At 41.4% G+C, this 17,247-nt stretch carries 15 protein-coding genes; 6 read left to right on the top strand and 9 right to left on the bottom strand.

The features are described from left to right. Window positions 1–2: 2 nt before the first annotated feature. The 4 genes from ACRQ5D_RS03870 to ACRQ5D_RS03855 are packed head-to-tail and all read right to left on the bottom strand — an operon-like array spanning window position 3 to window position 5,422. Window positions 3–944, bottom strand: a complete 942-nt coding sequence (locus tag ACRQ5D_RS03870; RefSeq protein ID WP_432328460.1) for a hypothetical protein — start codon at window positions 942–944, stop codon at window positions 3–5. Further along, the gene (locus tag ACRQ5D_RS03865) at window positions 838–3,144 is read right to left on the bottom strand and encodes a SusC/RagA family TonB-linked outer membrane protein (RefSeq protein ID WP_432328459.1); all 2,307 of its coding nucleotides are present in this window, start codon (window positions 3,142–3,144) and stop codon (window positions 838–840) included. Before ACRQ5D_RS03865 ends, ACRQ5D_RS03870 begins: the two co-directional genes overlap by 107 nt. A 28-nt stretch (window positions 3,145–3,172) precedes the next feature. Next, on the bottom strand, window positions 3,173–4,084 hold the full coding sequence (locus ACRQ5D_RS03860; protein WP_091165145.1) for a carbohydrate kinase family protein: 912 nt from the start codon (window positions 4,082–4,084) through the stop codon (window positions 3,173–3,175). 12 nt (window positions 4,085–4,096) lie between these two features. Further along, window positions 4,097–5,422: a sugar porter family MFS transporter gene (locus ACRQ5D_RS03855; RefSeq protein WP_091165151.1), complete on the bottom strand. Its 1,326-nt coding sequence runs from the start codon at window positions 5,420–5,422 to the stop codon at window positions 4,097–4,099. Between the two features lie 419 nt (window positions 5,423–5,841). Between ACRQ5D_RS03855 and ACRQ5D_RS03850 the strand changes: the two genes are divergently transcribed. The 3 genes from ACRQ5D_RS03850 (at window position 5,842) to ACRQ5D_RS03840 (ending at window position 10,730) form a co-directional block, all read left to right on the top strand. Next, a complete protein-coding gene (locus ACRQ5D_RS03850; protein WP_218134399.1) occupies window positions 5,842–8,565 on the top strand; it encodes a hybrid sensor histidine kinase/response regulator transcription factor in 2,724 nt (907 codons plus the stop codon). A 213-nt stretch (window positions 8,566–8,778) separates the two neighbouring features. Next, entirely contained in the window at window positions 8,779–9,141 is a 363-nt protein-coding gene (locus ACRQ5D_RS03845) for a PAS domain-containing protein (protein WP_431199114.1), read from the top strand. Then, window positions 9,129–10,730, top strand: a complete 1,602-nt coding sequence (locus tag ACRQ5D_RS03840) for an ATP-binding protein (RefSeq protein ID WP_431199113.1) — start codon at window positions 9,129–9,131, stop codon at window positions 10,728–10,730. Before ACRQ5D_RS03845 ends, ACRQ5D_RS03840 begins: the two co-directional genes overlap by 13 nt. A 234-nt stretch (window positions 10,731–10,964) precedes the next feature. On the opposite strand, the gene ACRQ5D_RS03835 is transcribed toward ACRQ5D_RS03840, so the two are convergent. From ACRQ5D_RS03835 to ACRQ5D_RS03815, 5 genes are all read right to left on the bottom strand, one after another. Beyond that, a complete protein-coding gene (locus ACRQ5D_RS03835) occupies window positions 10,965–11,741 on the bottom strand; it encodes a CHAD domain-containing protein (RefSeq protein ID WP_176844418.1) in 777 nt (258 codons plus the stop codon). Between the two features lie 165 nt (window positions 11,742–11,906). Beyond that, complete coding sequence (locus ACRQ5D_RS03830) at window positions 11,907–12,659, bottom strand: DoxX family protein (protein WP_091165160.1); 753 nt, start codon at window positions 12,657–12,659, stop codon at window positions 11,907–11,909. 168 nt (window positions 12,660–12,827) lie between these two features. Next, complete coding sequence (locus tag ACRQ5D_RS03825) at window positions 12,828–13,613, bottom strand: hypothetical protein (RefSeq protein WP_091165163.1); 786 nt, start codon at window positions 13,611–13,613, stop codon at window positions 12,828–12,830. A 492-nt stretch (window positions 13,614–14,105) separates the two neighbouring features. Next, window positions 14,106–15,398 (bottom strand): reverse transcriptase domain-containing protein, encoded by a 1,293-nt coding sequence (locus ACRQ5D_RS03820; protein ID WP_432328458.1) that lies wholly within the window; start codon window positions 15,396–15,398, stop codon window positions 14,106–14,108. Window positions 15,399–15,523: 125 nt separating this feature from the next. Further along, entirely contained in the window at window positions 15,524–15,670 is a 147-nt protein-coding gene (locus tag ACRQ5D_RS03815; RefSeq protein ID WP_432328457.1) for a hypothetical protein, read from the bottom strand. A gap of 133 nt (window positions 15,671–15,803) precedes the next feature. On the opposite strand from ACRQ5D_RS03815, the gene ACRQ5D_RS03810 reads away from it, so the two are divergent. The 3 genes from ACRQ5D_RS03810 (at window position 15,804) to ACRQ5D_RS03800 (ending at window position 17,207) form a co-directional block, all read left to right on the top strand. After that, window positions 15,804–16,025 (top strand): hypothetical protein, encoded by a 222-nt coding sequence (locus ACRQ5D_RS03810; RefSeq protein WP_143020721.1) that lies wholly within the window; start codon window positions 15,804–15,806, stop codon window positions 16,023–16,025. A gap of 64 nt (window positions 16,026–16,089) precedes the next feature. Then, window positions 16,090–16,326 (top strand): hypothetical protein, encoded by a 237-nt coding sequence (locus tag ACRQ5D_RS03805; RefSeq protein WP_431199107.1) that lies wholly within the window; start codon window positions 16,090–16,092, stop codon window positions 16,324–16,326. Between the two features lie 80 nt (window positions 16,327–16,406). Beyond that, window positions 16,407–17,207 carry a hypothetical protein gene (locus ACRQ5D_RS03800; protein WP_431199106.1) on the top strand — a complete coding sequence of 267 codons (801 nt, stop codon included), beginning with the start codon at window positions 16,407–16,409 and terminating at the stop codon, window positions 17,205–17,207. Window positions 17,208–17,247 lie beyond the last annotated feature (40 nt).

Below are 17,247 nucleotides of genomic sequence, written 5' to 3'. Positions count from 1 at the left end.
CGTTAAAATGATGCATTGACGCCAAAGCTGAAGATCCGTGGAATTGGGATAGGGTTGAGGTCAATCCGCTCAGGATCTGGGCTCAGGTACTTGCTGCTTTTTACAGTAAAGATGTTTTCGGCCATGGCAAACACCCTTAACCTGGTAAATACAGCTTTAGGTAAAATGGTGTATCCAAGTTGAAGGTTCCTTAATTTGAAATAAGAGGTGTTTACAATGAAGTAATCGGAAGTACGGCCTTCGTTGTTATTGTCTTTTAACGTTAATGCCGGTACATTGGTGTTGGTATGCTGCGGCGTCCAGCCATCAAATACGCCGGGGCCAACGTTTTCGCGGCTGTGCATCAAATTGTTAAACAGAGTATATACGTCAAACCCCTTTCGGCCGGCAACACCTGATCCGAATATAGAGAGGTCGAATTTTTTATAGGTGAGATCAATTCTTGCGCCGTACTCTAAAGTCGGTAAAGTAGTCCCTATCCAGGTTTGATCGTTGGCATCAATTTTTCCATCGTGATTGATGTCTACATAGCGGATCCTGCCAGGACCTGCGCCGATTTGCGTTGGGGCAGCATCAACTTCGGCCTGTGATTGGAAAAGTCCATTGGTTTTATAACCAAATATATCAAACTGTGAATGCCCTATGATGGTATTGTCTATATTGCCCGGGTAAGCTGGTCTAACGTTCTCCGGTAAATCGGTGATCTTATCCCTGAAATGAGAGAAGTTTAAAGTCACATTGTAATTAAAATCTCCTGACCGTTGACCGTGGTAGGTTAATAAAAACTCCCAGCCTCTATTGGTTTTTGATGCACCGTTAACGGTTTTAGATTGTCCTTCACCCAGTGCGGACGCAACCGGAGGAGTAATCAGGATGCCGGTGGTTTTCCGGGTAAAATAATCGAATGAACCCGAGATTTTGCCGTTTAATATAGCAAAGTCCAACCCCGTGTTTAGTCTCGTCGGTTGTTTCCCATTTAAGGGCAGGGTTTGCTGCCTGGGTCTGAACGAAGCCTGATGGCAGCGCTCCTGTATTGGCGCCGGATAATGAATATGCGGTACCAACGTTCATATATTGTTCCCAAAAGCCTGGCGTAAGTTGGTTTTGGGTAGTGCCGTATCGTGTGTTGTAAAGCAAGTAACGCGACAGGTCGCCAATTTCCTGGTTACCTACCCGGCCTACGCCGGCCCTTAACTTAAGTTCAGAGAATATACTGCTGTTTTTCAAGAAGTTTTCCTGGTCTATTTTCCAGCCGATTGAGGCGGAAGGGAAAATACCATATTGGTTGTTGGTACCGAACCTTGATGAACCGTCGCGCCGAACGGTAGCCGACACTAAATATTTGCCGGCGTAATTGTAATCAAAACGACCGAATTGCGAAAATAGGCTATTACCTATTGATCTGCCGGTAACTATGGTATTTCCCGTGCCGGCGTCCAACGTAAAATAATCTTCTGTTTGGATTGTATATCCCTGTTTTAAGGTTGTTTGAAAATCAGTAAAGGTTTTAATATACTCTGTACCAACTAATATTTTAAAATGATGCTTGCTATTCAAATCATAGCTGTACCTCAAAGTGTTAGAAAGCGTGGTGCTTAGATAATGGTTCTGATCAAAAAATAAGCTGTTGGTAGTGCGGTTTAATGCACCCTCCGAAAAAGTTGGTGTAATTACCTTGCTCAGGTAGTCTGCATTATCGGCACCATAATTTGACCGGAAGTATAAATTCTTAATGGGCTGTACTTCTAAAAATACGTTGCCGAATGTGTTTAACCTGTTGGCGTTATTCCATTTGGCAAGGTCCTGCATGTGCAGTGGGTTGTTCCTGTCAGAGTAACCAGCCCCTGATTCGCCGGCGTAGGTTACTCCATCTTTTTGATATACCGGGATGGTTGGTGCCAGCGTAACCGCCAGGAATGGAGTAGTAGCACCACCCAGGTCCGTTGTGGTAAGAGTTTCGTTTGAGTTGGTGATTTTTATATTGACGCCGAAGGTAACTTTGCCATCAAAAGGCCGCGTTATGGCATTAATGCTACCGGTGGTACGGCCGTATTTGGTAAAACGCACAAGGCCGGTGTTTTTGATGTTTCCAAAATTTATTTGGATAGAAGAGTTTTTGTTGCCTACCGAAGCCGTGAAATCATTATTGTAGACAAAGGCTGTTTTATATAATACGCTTTGCCAGTCGGTATCGCCGGCGGGAGTGTTGGGGTCGCCTCCTACAAACGGTTTAGGCGTAACGCTGTTTAAAACAGGGTTACTGAAATTATTATTCCAATCAAAGTTATAGATCTCTCCATAACCCGCGGCGGGGTCCTGTCCGTCGTTAACTGAAGCTTGCCACAAGGCCCTGCCTCTGTCTACCGAGTTCAGCATTTTAAACCGTAACGATTTTTCGGACTGGATTGAAGTACTGTTATTGAACTGAAACTGTACCTTGCCCTCGGTGTTGCCGCCGTTTTTTGTTGTAACGATGACAACGCCGTTAGATGCGCGTGAACCATAAATTGATTCGGATGAGGCATCTTTTAATACCTGAACTGATGCAATATTTGAAGGCGACAGGTTTTGAAATACTTCCGGCCTGGTGGTTGGGATTCCATCAATAATATACAGCGGGTTATTGTTGCCCAAAGTATTGGCGCCCCTGATCAGGATCCTGCTGGTTGCTCCATTTGCCGAGCCATCTTTTTCAATATATAAACCGGCAACACGCCCCTGTAAGGCCTGCATGGTATTTCCCGAACTATTGTTTTTTACCGGTGCCAAATCAACAACCGCAACTGCGCCTGTTAAATCCTTCTTTCTTTCAGAAGTGTAACCGGTAACAACTACTTCATTCAGCTTGTTTTCGGCATCTTTAAATATTACATCAAGCGTTTTGGTGTCGGCAGTAATAGTTATTACTATTGGTTTGGCGCCTACGTACGAAAACCGCACCGACTGGCCGTTTTTTACATTGATGCTAAACTTTCCGCTGGCATCTGATAGCGTTGATTTTTGGGTTTCAACAACCACAATGGTAACTCCGTCTATAGGTTTCGAGGAGTTATCTAACACAGTCCCGCTTATGGTCCGGGATTGTGCATATCCTTCACTTATGAGCAGTATAAGAAAGGAACAAATAAGTAATAATTTTCTCATTGATTTTTGTTTAAGTGTAATTGGTTGGTTAAAACATCTTGTTTATAAAGTCTTGGTATTCTTTGATTTTATAATCCGGACAACCTCCTTTCTTCGTTGCAATGAAGCCGCCCATCGCTATTGCATTTTTTAATAAAATTTCTGGTGATTCGCCACGGTAATGGTTGGCTATGAATGCCGCTAAAAAGGAATCGCCGCTGCCTATGGTATCGCTTACTTTTACCTCGCGCCCGGCAATGTGATAAGCTTTTTCTTCTTTGTAATAGGAAGCGCCAAACTCGCCTTTGGTAACTATGATTTCGGGTATGTTAAAATGATCCTGGATAAATTTGATCTGTTCCGATTCTTTCCAGAACGAACCTCTGAACAGGCCCTGCACCATCTCAAGCTCGGCCTGGTTAAATTTTACGATGTTGGCTTTGTGCAGCAGATCGGCCAGCAGGTCACGGCTTATAAAGGGCGGCCTCAAATTAATGTCGAATACTTTGATAGCATCGCTTTCCAGCAGCTCAAACAAGGTATTACGCGATACGTTGTTCCTTGACGCAAGGCTGCCGAAAACGAAATAGGTTGACGGCCTGATCTGTGTTTTAATATGCTCGCTGTCATTAATAAAGTCCCAGGCTACAGGAAAAATAATCTCGTAGGATACCTCGTTGCCATTATTCATTTTGGCGATTACCTGGCTGGTTGGGTGTTCGGTGTCAGTTTGCAGCAGGTGCTTTTTTATGCCCCAGTTATCGAGCAGGTTTTCAAGCTTTTGGCCATCGGGATCATTACCAATTTTACTTACCAGGCTGGCGGGCATACCCAGTTTATTAAGGTGGTACGATACATTCAGCAATGCCCCGCCGGGCTGCGGGCCATCCGGCAAAACATCCCAAAGTATTTCGCCGTAGCAAATGGCCGGTGTTAAGGTATTTGTATGTAAGTTCATCATTGCAGATCCTGATTAATGCATTACCATATTAGTTTCAATTTGCTCCAGCGATCTGCCTTTTGTTTCGGGCATCAACCTCCACACAAAAATTAGCTGGCATATCATCATGGTGCCGAAAAAGGAAAATGTTATTGTTCCGCCAAGCTTTTCGGCGAAATATGGAAAGGAGAAAGCGATCAATGCCGCCATGATCCAATGGGTTGAGCTGCCCAGTGTCTGGCCTTTTGCACGTACCTGGTTTGGGAATATCTCCGAGATAAATACCCAGATAACTGCCCCCTGCGAAAACGCAAAGAATGCAATGAACAGCATCATATAAGCGGGAACGGCAAAGCCGCTCATGTTTCCTGAGTAAAAGGTATAGGCTACCAGGAACAGGGAAATGATTAAGCCAGCCGAGCCGATGAGCATCAGGATACGGCGCCCAACTTTATCTATCACATTAATAGCGATGAGCGTGAATACAAAGTTGATAGCCCCCAGGCCAACTGTTGACAGTAATGATGAATGAGCACCTAAACCTGCCATTTCAAATATGCGGGGTGCATAATAAATAATAGCATTGATACCCGAAACCTGGTTGAAAAAGGCGAACAGCACAGCTAATATTATAGGCGTTTTATATTGACCCGAGAAGAGGTTGCCGCCGGAAGCAGTATCATTTAAAGTTGAGTGTTTGATAGATGCCAGCTCCTGTTCACAGTTAAGCGGATTAATGATCCGTAAGATCCCGAGGGCCTTTTCCATTTCGCCCTTTTTAAGAATAAGCCAGCGCGGGCTTTCAGGTATAAAGTAGATCAGTATTAAAAACAGAGCCGAAGGGAAAGCCTGTACGCCAAGCATCCATCGCCATGAAGTTTCGCCAACCTGGCTGATAAGGTAGTTGGACAGATATGATATCAGAATGCCCAGCACCACATTAAACTGAAACAGGCCCACCAGCCTGCCCCGGCGGTCAGCAGGTGAAACTTCTGAAATATAGATAGGCGCGGTAACCGATGAGATACCAACACCAAGACCGCCCAGCAGTCTGAAAACCAGAAATGCATACCAGCTATCGGCCAGTGCAGTGCCCAATGATGATAGTAAATATGCCGCAGCTACAAAATAAAGCGTGTTTTTACGGCCAAACAGATCTGAAGGCCGGGCTCCTAACAATGACCCGATGACTGTTCCTATTAGTGCGATAGAAATCGTGAACCCATGCTCCACTACGGATAGGTGCCAGAATTGCTGGATAGATTTTTCAGCGCCCGATATTACAGCGGTATCAAACCCGAAAAGGAAGCCACCAAGGGCCACGACCATGGACCAGGCCAGGACGGAGTGTTTTCTCATAATAATTATAAAAGGTGTTATATTGGATTTATTGAGGCCAAAGTAGGGTAATGGGCCATGTGAGGGTTATTGATTTTGTATCAATAAAGTATAAAAATCAATCTTGTTTTATCTTATTGGTTTACAGTTAGATAAAATAAAAAATGCGAAATTTGAAATTGAAATATTCGTTTATGTTACCTGTTACTTTCAATTTGGTTACATCACTCCGGTTGTGAGGTAGGTTGCCCGGCCCTATAAATTTGTTTTTCAGGAACGTTTATAGATATCTTTACTTTGTTTAATCCTAAAAGGGAAAAAATAAACCAATAATTAACCCTGTTTTATTACCTTTTTCTTCCAAATAATCTGAGCTTATGACCTTGCTTAATAAGTGGCATGCAAAAAACATAAGGACCGGTATCCTACTGATCGGTTTTATGATGCTTATTGCTGCCGGTTGTAAGCGGGCTGATAAAACATCACAGTATACGATAGGGTTTTCGCAATGTATTGGTTCTGATCTCTGGCGTCGCACGATGCTTGATGAAATGAGGATGGAACTTTCATTACACCCTGACGCCCGGTTTATTTATGCCGATGCGGACGGTAACAGCAGCAAACAGGTTGAACAGGTGAAAAAAATGCTGGACGATGGCGTCGATCTGTTGATCATATCACCCAACGAAGCGCAGCCCCTCACCGGGATAGTGGAGCAAACGTACAATAAAGGTATCCCGGTAATTGTGATCGACCGTAAAACATCATCAGCTTTATATACAGCTTATGTTGGTGCGGATAATTACCAGATAGGTAAAATGGCGGGTGAATATGCAGGTGCCCTTTTAAAGGGAAGGGGGAACGTTGTAGAAGTTATGGGGCTGCCCGGCTCGTCTCCGGCTATTGAGAGGGACCGCGGCTTTTCCGACGGTTTAAGGAAATACACTGATATTAATATAACAGACAGGATATATGGTGATTGGTTAAAGGATAGCGCTAAAAAACAATTGACCAGGATAGCGCCTGTTATAAAAAATGCAGATGTAATATTTGCACATAACGACGTAATGGCCCTCGGGACCAGAGAGGTGCTTGACAAATTTAAAATTCATGGCACCAAAGTATTGGGAGTTGATGCCTTGCCCGGACATGGAGGTGGCCTGCAAATGGTTGCTTCAAAAACTATCAATGCCAGTATGCTATATCCTGCAGGGGGTAAAGAAGCAATTATGACCGCTTTCAGGATCCTGAACAAAGAGTCGTTCGCAAGGGAAAACCTGCTACAGTCGGTTGTTATTGACTCTGCCAATGTACAGTTAATGAAAATGCAATGGAGCAAGATCAGCAGTCAGCAGAAAGATATTGAACGGCAACGATCATTATTGACTGAGCAGCGTGAGGTGTACAACAGCCAGCAATTGGTTTTAAATGTAATTGTAATGTCGCTGGTGTTAGCTATTGTTTTTGGCGGTCTTGCATTTTACTGGCTCATGGAAAACCGGAAGATCAACAAAAGCCTGGAGGCAAAAAATAATGAAATTCTGCAACAGCGTAACCAGCTGATCGAGATGTCGGCAAAGGCTGAAGTAGCTACGGAGGCTAAATTGCAATTTTTCACTAATATTTCTCACGAATTCCGTACGCCGCTCACACTTATCCTCTCGCCGGTAGAAGATATGATGAGTAATGAAAAGCTAAACCTGGTTGCCGGGAAAAGCCTGAAACTGATCCATAAAAATGTATACCGTTTGCTGCGCCTGATTAACCAATTGATTGAGTACCGTAAAATAGAATACGATAAACAACAGATCAATGTATCACCCAATAATATTGTTGAATTTGCCCGGGAGATCATCACCAGCTTTCAGGAAAATGCCCAGAAGCGTAATATCAGCCTGAGCCTGGTAAGCGATGAGCAACAGATAATTGTTTGGTATGATGTTAACCTGTTAGATAAGGTGTTTTTTAATATCATAGCTAATGCGCTGAAGTTTACCAGCGACAATGGCCGTATCCAGGTGAGTTTCAAAAACAGAGATAATAACTCTGTTGATATCGCCATCCAGGATAACGGGATAGGTATGGAGCCGCAGGACACCACCCATGTATTTGAGCAGTTCTACCAGGCCGAAAACAGCTCTTCGGGAGGATCCGGATTAGGGCTTGCACTGTCAAAAGAAATCGTATCCCTGCATCATGGCAGTATCGAAGTTAAGAGTAAAAAATGGGAAGGAACTACTTTTACCATTAACCTGCTATTGGGAAATGGTCATTTTGACCAAACTGCCCAGGAGCACGTTAATGCAAAACAAACAGATCTTGAAGAGCGGGCAAAAATTTATGTTACAGACCTGGCTACACCTGTGTCAGTGGCCGATGAAGGGCAAATATTCGGCACGCCCAGGGAGCAATCCATATTGATCATCGAAGACAATAAAGACCTGCTGAGCTACCTGAGTGAAAAACTGGGAGCTACTTATGAGATATTTACAGCGGATAATGGCACAAGCGGATTAAATGAAACCTTTGAGCGTGTTCCGGACCTGATCATATCTGATGTGGTGCTGCCGGGGATGTCTGGCAAAACGTTAACAGTAAAACTAAAAACTGATGTACGTACCTCGCACATCCCTATTATTCTTTTAACGGCACAAGGCAGTGTTGAACAACAGATAGATGGGATTACTTGCATGGCCGATGCCTACATTGTTAAGCCATTTAATTTTGATTATTTACTCGCGACCGTGAAGAATTTGATCAAAAGCCGGGCAACACTTAAAGAACATTTTACCAGCGATGTAAGTAAATCAACTGTACCTGTATCAAAAGCCCTTGACAAAAAATTCCTGAATGATTTTGCGGGTATTGTAGAACAGAATTTAGCGAATGAAAACTTTAGCGTTGATGAAATATGTAAACTGATAGGTGTTTCAAGAATCCAGCTTTACCGAAAGGTTAAAGCGTTGCTTGGCTGCAGCATCTCTGATTACATATTAAACCGCCGGCTAAAAAAAGCGAAATATTTGTTAATGAATGAAGGGTATCCGATATCCGAAATAACCTATATGGTGGGTTTCTCTACGCCAAACTATTTCTCCACGGTTTTTAAAGCAAAATATGGCTGTACGCCAAGTGAATATAAACGCAAGCAACAGCATTCATAGGTTTTATTTTCTGATCATTAACGAAGGAATAAACGTTAGCTATTGTATAACAAGATAACGCCGCATACACAGTTATTAAAACCTTTTTTGCCAATCCCTGTTACTCCTGCATCGAAACGGCCTGTTGAGTTTTCAATGATTAGATAAGATGGATAACCACACATCTACATAAGACGGATATTTACAGACAGCGCAAAAAGAAGATAGCTTTTCATGAAGAATAACTTATTACCTGACCTCTTCACACTAACCGCCATTTTTGAAGGAATGGAAGATGCGGTATTGAGCCATGATCTTGACTATATTATTTTAAATTGCAATACGGCTGCTGAAAAAATGTTTAGATGCCCGGCCCCGGTGTTGTTAGGGCAGAACATCCTTGGCCTGATCCCCGAAAGCGTCCGTCAGGAACAACTGGCTATTCTTGAACGTGTATGGTCAGGTGAAAGAGTAAACCACTTATATACTGTCCGCAACGACAAACTACATGTCGATTTTCCGGTATCACTTACCATTTCCCCAATAAAAAATGAAGAGGGGAGGTTATTGGAGCATCACACATTATGCGTGATGTGACTGACGAAAGAGAGACAGAAGAGAAACGGGGCATGCTGGCTGCAATTGTTGAAAATTCTGATGATGCCATTATTAGCAAAACCCTTAACGGGATCATCACTACCTGGAACGGTGGTGCCGAAAAGATTTTTGGTTACCAGGAAAGAGAGACTATCGGTAAACATATATCTATTCTCATTCCTCGTGACAGGCTGTCCGAAGAGGATATCATCATTAAAAACATCAGGAACGGTAATAAAGTTGATCATTTTCAAACAGTTAGGCTGCACAAAAATGGAAGCGCCATTGATATATCTCTTACAGTTTCACCGGTAAAGGACCGGCATGGAACCATTATTGGTGCATCAAAGATCGCCAGGGATATTACAGCCGCAAAAAAAGCCGAAACGGCTATCCGACACCAGGCGGAAAAATTGAAGATCCTGAATACTATAGGGAAAGCCATTTCGGAGAAACTTGATACCGAATCTATTCTGCAAAAAGTAACGGATGCCACTACACAAATTACCGGTGCCACTTTTGGCGTATTTTTTTATAATACCATCAATCAGGACGGCGAAGCCTATATGTTGTACTCTTTGTCGGGCGCACCAAAAGAGGCATTTGAAAATTTCGGAATGCCCCGGAATACGGCAGTTTTCCATCACACATTTAGCGTTGAAGGCGTACTAAGGGTAGATGATATAACGAAAGACCCCAGGTATGGACAAAATGCGCCGTATTTTGGAATGCCCGAGGGGCATCTGCCGGTAGTAAGCTACCTGGCCGTGCCGGTTATAAGCAGTTCAGGCAATGTTGTTGGTGGCTTATTCTTTGGTCACCCGGAAGCTGGGGTTTTCCTGCAGGAGCATGAAGACATCGTGGTTAGCCTGGCTTCCCAGGCGGCAGTGGCACTCGATAATTCCAGGCTGTTTACAGAAGTAAAAGAGCTGAGTCAGAAAAAAGATGAGTTTATCGCTTTGGCTTCCCATGAATTGCGAACCCCTCTCACTTCTATGAGCGGTTTTTTACAACTGCTGGAACGAAAGGTAATTGATGTACACCAGCCTTTTGTTGCAAAAGCAATAACCCAGTTAAAAAAGCTGAATGCCCTGATCAATGACTTGTTTGATATCTCAAAAATACAATCCGGAAAATTGCAGTTTTATTTTGAAGAATTTGATTTTGCGGAGCTTATCAAAGAAAACCTTGAAGCTATCCTGGAAGCATACACATCACATGAAATTTATTTCGAAGAAAGTGGAGAAATGATTTTAGAAGGGGATAAAATGAGGCTGGATCAGGTACTAACCAATTTGGTCACCAACGCGATCAAATATTCGCCGGAATCTGATAGAATTGAAGTATCAGCAAAAAGGTCAGAAACGGAAATTCAGGTATCTGTTAAAGATTACGGTATGGGCATCAATGAGGAAAATATCAGCCACATATTCAGCCAGTTTTATCGTGCAAAAGATGTAAACAGTAGCATTACTGGCCTGGGCTTGGGGTTATATATTACCAAAGAGATTATTGAACGGCATGGGGGCCGCATTTGGGTAGAAAGTGAGGCCCGGATGGGATCGACTTTTTCTTCGTGTTACCGCTAAAAAAACGAAACAGCGTTAATAGCCACCTCCGAAAAAAGAAGAAGAGAGGGTCTGAAGTTGTGCTTTTCCATCAATTAAGGCATCAGGCTTTGCACTCAATATATGCCAGCAGGCAAATGTTAACATACAACACCGATTTCTTAAGCCATTTGTATATGTCAACAGCCCGATTTTTATAGGTGTCCTATAATAGGGTAATTCGAATTTGTACTTTTTTACATCTTTACGCTATAGTTAAATTGCGGCCGGTGGACTTGCCTGTTCGCGGAAATTCCTGGTGAGTGTGGTGAGTTGTCTTTCAAGCACGGTGGCCTGCTTCTTTAGTCCTTTGAGTGTCTCTTTGCTGTTCCGGGTATCCGCCGTGGTTGAAAGAAGTGCGATGGCCAGTTCATTGTCATGCCAGTCGCCGATGGCTGCCTGCACCAGGTCAAGATAAGGTTCATTAAAAGTGAGGTCCAGTTCTGGGCCAGCGAGGGGGTAATTATAAAGAAGTACCTTCAGTTGTTTACGGCAGGTATGCAATTCCTCATTAAAACGGGGGCGGCTTAAGGCTGCAGCAATAATTTCCAGTCGTTGCCTGTAATATAGGGAGAGGTGATGTTTACTGATCGGCCTGATCTGCTTCAGCAGTTTGCGGCGTGTTTTTCGGAGCCAAGCCCGGTGCTGATCCTTATCGGTGTTAAATGCCCGGGTGGTGATTTTCATGATTTGCTCTTGCTCCCGGATAAAATCGGTGTTTTCACCAACTGCTTTGCCCAATTCCTGGTTTATATAGGCATTCCTGATTTCGCCGGCCTGCTTAAATATCTTACGAACAGGTTTGAAGCGTTTCTCCAGCGCAACATCCTTTGCCGCGCTGTCTCCCAAGATCAAAAGCGCCCGTAGTTTTTTTACCCCGGTGCGAAAACGATGCAAATCTTCCTGTTCGCCGTTTTCGACAAAAGAGCGGAGATGGCGTTTCATGGTTCGCCATGTCTTAATTATATACTTCTTTTCCGTCTTCTTTTTCATAGCCGGCGGCATAAAAAGGATGCCACATATTCAAAAATACGGCTAAAACGACAAATTTGGTGCTAAAAATCGATCTAATTAATCCAATATTATTACATACAAATCACCGGCCGTACAACAGCATGGGATGCTTGGTGAGGCAATGATAGAAATAACAATCATTGCTCACCTGCTATGTTTTGGATTGCCTGTGCCCGATGTCTGGATAGTTTTAACCGGAACTTTATCATATTGGGCCAGGCAACTGTCCAGTGGTTTACCCAGGTTGTGCACACAGTCGCAAAAAACCTTACAAGCCTCCGGTTTGGCATTTCCGGTACATCCATTATTGCATTCCATTAATGAATTGCCCGGACGGATATCATATATGAACTGGTTAATTACTATTACCGCGGCTATTGTTGCAAAAACGCCTCCAAAAAACATGAACGGAAACTTATTACTCTGCATTTCGGGTTGCGTTGTATCGCTGCTTTTTTGCTTGAATGGCAAAATGAATTTTAAACGGTCATAATCCCAACCCAGCAAATATAAGTTGGCAAGTACCATTAAGGTGGTGATGCGGGTGCCTTCAAACCTGACGGCGTATGCCAGTATGCAGATGTTCAGTATAATAGGAAAATAAATTAACGCCCCGAGGAGCCGAGTACGGGGAATCAATAACAGGATAGCGGCTGCAACCTGCAAAATGCCAATAAAAGTGTAATAATAACCTGTATGGTGCAACGCTTCTAAATAATGGCCCATTGGTTGGTTGGCCGATAAACCACTGGCGAACCGCTCACCCATAATTTTAACACTACCGGCAATAAAGAAACCGGCCGCCAGCATTATCCTGTTAAAAGTAGCAAAAAGCTGCACCCATTTATTTCCTTTTGCCAAAGAGTGCAATTGATCGAGTATGGTAGAAACGCGCATGATTACCTGTAATTTATGTTTATAAAAGTACTTTGAAATACAAAGTTACTGAAAATAGATTGATATTTGCAAGAAGCAAAAAATCCTCTTAGCGTTAACTTAGAGGATTTCTTTTTCTGTGGTACCAACAGGGATCGAACCAGTGACACAAGATTAAATAAAGAATTTTTATTTGACTCGCTTGTAGATTTCTACAGATTGGCCATTTGTAGCACTATTAATCACCTGGGTATATTGGTCATGACCATTCATCGTAACTTTAACAGTAAATTTGTTACCCTGAAGAAGCCGGTAATTTGATATTTGCTCTTCTTCCCTAAGCGTATCATTACTAAAAGTAAATACCCCGGTGCCAAACCCATTTTTAAAGATGGTTTTTTCCTTGTTTTGAGCGAGCCTGTGGACGAAAATAAAATGCCCTCCCCAAAATATTTTATACTGCGTTACATCAGTTGGGATTGTGTCTTTGCCTTTTATCGTGTAGGTTTTTTCCATTTTCCACAAGCCGTCAAGTACTGAGCTATCCGCCGGTGGGAGTTTTTTATAATCTTCCTTCAATGCATATTTTATACCTTTTACCGTGGCAAAGTCGGGAATCACTTGGCTATAACCATCAGGTTTTTTTGTAACCTCAAGATTATACGTTAGGGATGAGTCGAGCGCTCTGCTGGTGTAAATACTATGTTCTTTAAGTCGGTTAGCCGAGTCAAGTGTATAAGTGCCCACACCAAATCCAACAGATGAATCAGGAACTATACTGGCGTATAAATAATTATGATCTGTGTAGATTTTAATTTGCGTTCGTTTAATAACAGAGTCTTTGCCTCCTCGATCAAGCACTTGTTTTTCAAGTTCATATACACCCGAGAGGCCTGCCTCGGACGGCTTATCTTTTTTCTTACATCCAAAAATCAGGAAGCTAAATAAAGCTGCGAAAACTAAAATCTTATTCATAATGCTTAAGGTTTAATATGATATAAGGCTTTACTTCGTCTGGTAGCGGTTTTATTTGGCGGGCGACAACTTCTTGGTAAAAGAGCCAGGTAAAGACAAAATAATGCCTAAAATTTTATCACCATAAATAATGCAATTGGTTACATAAACTTACAAATAATATATATCATAAACAATTTGTTAGTGAATTATTAATATATTGTTAATGAGGTATTTAAATGGAAGTAAGGCTGTTTAATTAAATACAGTGCAAAGAGAAAGTCAATCAATATTTAGTTGGAGAGAAAAAGATGCCTTTAAACAGAAAGAAGGCCATTTTCTTATCGAAAAATGACCTTCTTTTTTGCTGTGGTGCAGACTTTAGTTATAACACAACATTTCTTTTATGATTTAAAGAGATTGGCTAATTTGGACCTAAAATGAAATTGGTTCAAATTAGGCAAAATGCTATATAGTAATGCCTTTTTTTGAACAGAGAAAATCAATAAACATTTAAAATTTATAGCGTTGTGAATAAATCTTAGCGTACTTCTGAACCGCTTGTTTAAAAATGGTTCTATGCCTCCTTGTCTGTTTTACAATAGAATTAGTACCCATGATTTCGCTTGCTCGCTCTCCGTATTTAAAATAATTACTTCTAAATTCACCTTCATTCTTTTGAACCCTATAAACATAATCTCCAAATTGATTTGGAACAAGAGATTTAAAATTGCGCGTAATTGATTTTTTGTCAAGATCAATATTGGTGTATAATCTATAGAGCCTTCGATTGAAAAGAGCAGTATTGATCGTTTGATTGCCATAAGCTGATGCATATGCGCGCTTTGTTCGACTTTTCACAGCCAAAATCATCCGCCGATAGAACTTCGATAAGTTAGCAGATTTTATTAAAGTTTTATTTCCATAAAATTCAAACCCTAAATACGTCAAGGGACGGTTGTCAAAAAATCGCCCATTTTGCCACAGTTGTGAGGTTAATTTTGAAACGCCCCGAACATCTTTATTCGAAAAGAAATATTCCTCGTTTTTACCAGGGCTTACGTTCAATTCAATGTCCTCCAAAGTATTGTCGACCAATTCCATGATCGCTTTTTTATGTTCCTCGCTACACACTATAATGATATCGTCGGAATAACGTCGATAGAACCCCTGCCTTTTTACAACAACCTCGTCAAGCATAATTTTATCGAAGCTTAAAAGGTATAGGTTTGCCAATGTCGCACTTATCGGTAATCCCTGGGGAATGCCTACCATCTCACCCTGTTTGTTTCTAAAATTGTTTTTGTGAACCTTTAGTTTACCTTCTTTCAAAGTGTTCCGAAAATCGACTGGATCGTAAAAAAATGCCGATACGTTCGTTTTTCTTATTTCCGCAAGGTAACGTTCATCAAAACCAGCACGCCTATTAAAGTCATGTGATTTTAGACGGAGGTCATCGCGATAAATGAATGAAAATTTAGTTGCAGCTTTAAATACACTATAATGATCAGTAGGTAATGTTGTGTTGTCAAGCAACTTTGCCCAAGCATTTTTTAAAACGCGATGGTTCATGTTGCTAAAAAATTTTTCTATATCATATTTTAGTGCCCAGCACCCTTGCTCAGAGCGGCTTTCAATTTCTTTAAATACCTCGTGAGCAAAATCTATAGTGCCTTTGTTTTTACCTTTACGTACTGGATGCGCAATCTGGATGTAAGCAGTAACACAGTCTGTTAACCCCTCGGTTTTTTTCAACTCATCCAAATATTTTAACTGTAGCCTTTCGCCATAATAGCCAAAAATCATGGCATCTATATGTGTAGCGTAATGGAGTGGCCGTAGTTTATAAGTTTGCTCACCGTTATGTGAATGGGCTCTTGCCGTACCTGGCTTATCGAATTTATATCGCCTCACTTTGATATTAGTGTGTATCAAAGGAAAAAAGCATGTTTTGCAACTGCTTCTTTATTTTTCACAAAACCCAAAATCTCTCCTCGCTTTTCACTTACATTAATTTGGTTTGTGAAATGCAGATAACCGCGATTGCGAAGCCATGTTGATTTACGTTTCGGTTTCATAAAAAAGGGACTTCGGATTACGGCGTAGTTGATATCAGACCCGCATACACCCTTAGGCTGACCGTTACCCAATTTCTTGAGTCACGCCACTGTCTCGAATTATACAGTAAATAACCAAACAACAGTTAAAGTAATGAAAGCACTACCTAACATATTGAAGATAATTGCTATATTTGTTCATAGTCTAACCATAGCGTTGCCGATGATGAGTTACCTCACTAAAGGTTCGCCAGTAACCTATAATCAGCGGGAGATGATTATCACCTCTGCTTCCTACAAGGCCGGTAATGACAATGTACATCCATCATGCACTATTTCGCATGAAGTATCTTATGGTCAATTCCAAATGCAATAGATAAGGCCATTTCTTCCTCCGAAGTCCCTCCCAAAGATATTATATTTGAGTTTATTTTTTCCCTATGCCTAAATTCACTATTGGGGATGCAGTGATTTTAAAAACGCACCCATTTCAAGAAACAATCCATTCCATCGTTATTAGCGGTGAATATCTGATGACGCCGCCAATAATGGTTGTTACAGAGGTTATCAATCATGATGAAGATGTTGATCCTCCAATTTTGAATAAGTACAAATGCGTATGGTTTTCAAGTAAAAAAATCAATTTCAGGAAAGTAATTTACTGGAAACTGATTTAAGAAGGCTTGAAATTGAAGGCACGGATTATGATAATTTCCTACCTGGTTCGTTAGTAGCATTAAAAACTTTACCAGTTGAATTGGGTAAAGAGAGAAGTTTTATGCATTCCGAGCTTTCGTCTAACTCCAGCAAGAAAACTAATACTCTAAGTGGTTTACTTTCATTTGTAAGCCCAATAATGACGCTTTGCGAAATTAAAGAACACGATTTGGAGAAAGGAAGCAAGGTAAGCCCCGATATTAAGCGCAAAAAAATCTATCCCGACTATGTTGCAAAGTGCAAGTGGTTCAATGCAGTTGGTGAAAAATTCTCTGAAGAACTGTTGCCGTTAGCCTCGCTAATGATCATCATGGAACCTGACAATGAATTATTATCGATTTTGGATAAGGCAATAAAGGAAGAAACCTGTATAAATTGTTTAAATACGATTTTGAAACCTTTACAATTGTCAAATCGGAGCGGAATTTATTATATAACCTATTTCGATTATGTATTAAATAGAAACGTTAATAAAGAAGTTTCAGAGATAATTGATCCGATTGTAATATCTAATCCCTTTAAAACCCACGCTCCAATATTTAAGAAACGTAAGAAAGGCGGAAAAAGCATCCTAAAGCTTACTACCGAAGTTGAGACTCTTTTAAATAACGCCCTTAAAAGAAAAAGTAAAAACTACTTATTTATAAAATATCAAGATCGATTTGGGCAGATAACAACACGGACTTTAAGTAATTATGAGGTGATTGAGGGAGAGGATGATTTGTCACCAACAAAAGATCTTGTGAAATACTTAAGAGCATTCTGCCATCTTAGAGGATCGGATAGAAATTTTCGGGTAAAATCGATTATCGAAATTAGTGAATTGAGGTTAGCATTTTAAACGCTATAGCTTGCGACAGCAACGCCCGTTCTGCCGCGTC

Origin of the sequence: Mucilaginibacter sp. P25 (genome assembly GCF_050859465.1) — a bacterium.
Classification (GTDB): domain Bacteria; phylum Bacteroidota; class Bacteroidia; order Sphingobacteriales; family Sphingobacteriaceae; genus Mucilaginibacter; species Mucilaginibacter gossypii.
The sequence above is the reverse complement of the archived record's forward strand: the minus strand, read 5'-3'. Positions and strand labels throughout refer to the sequence as shown.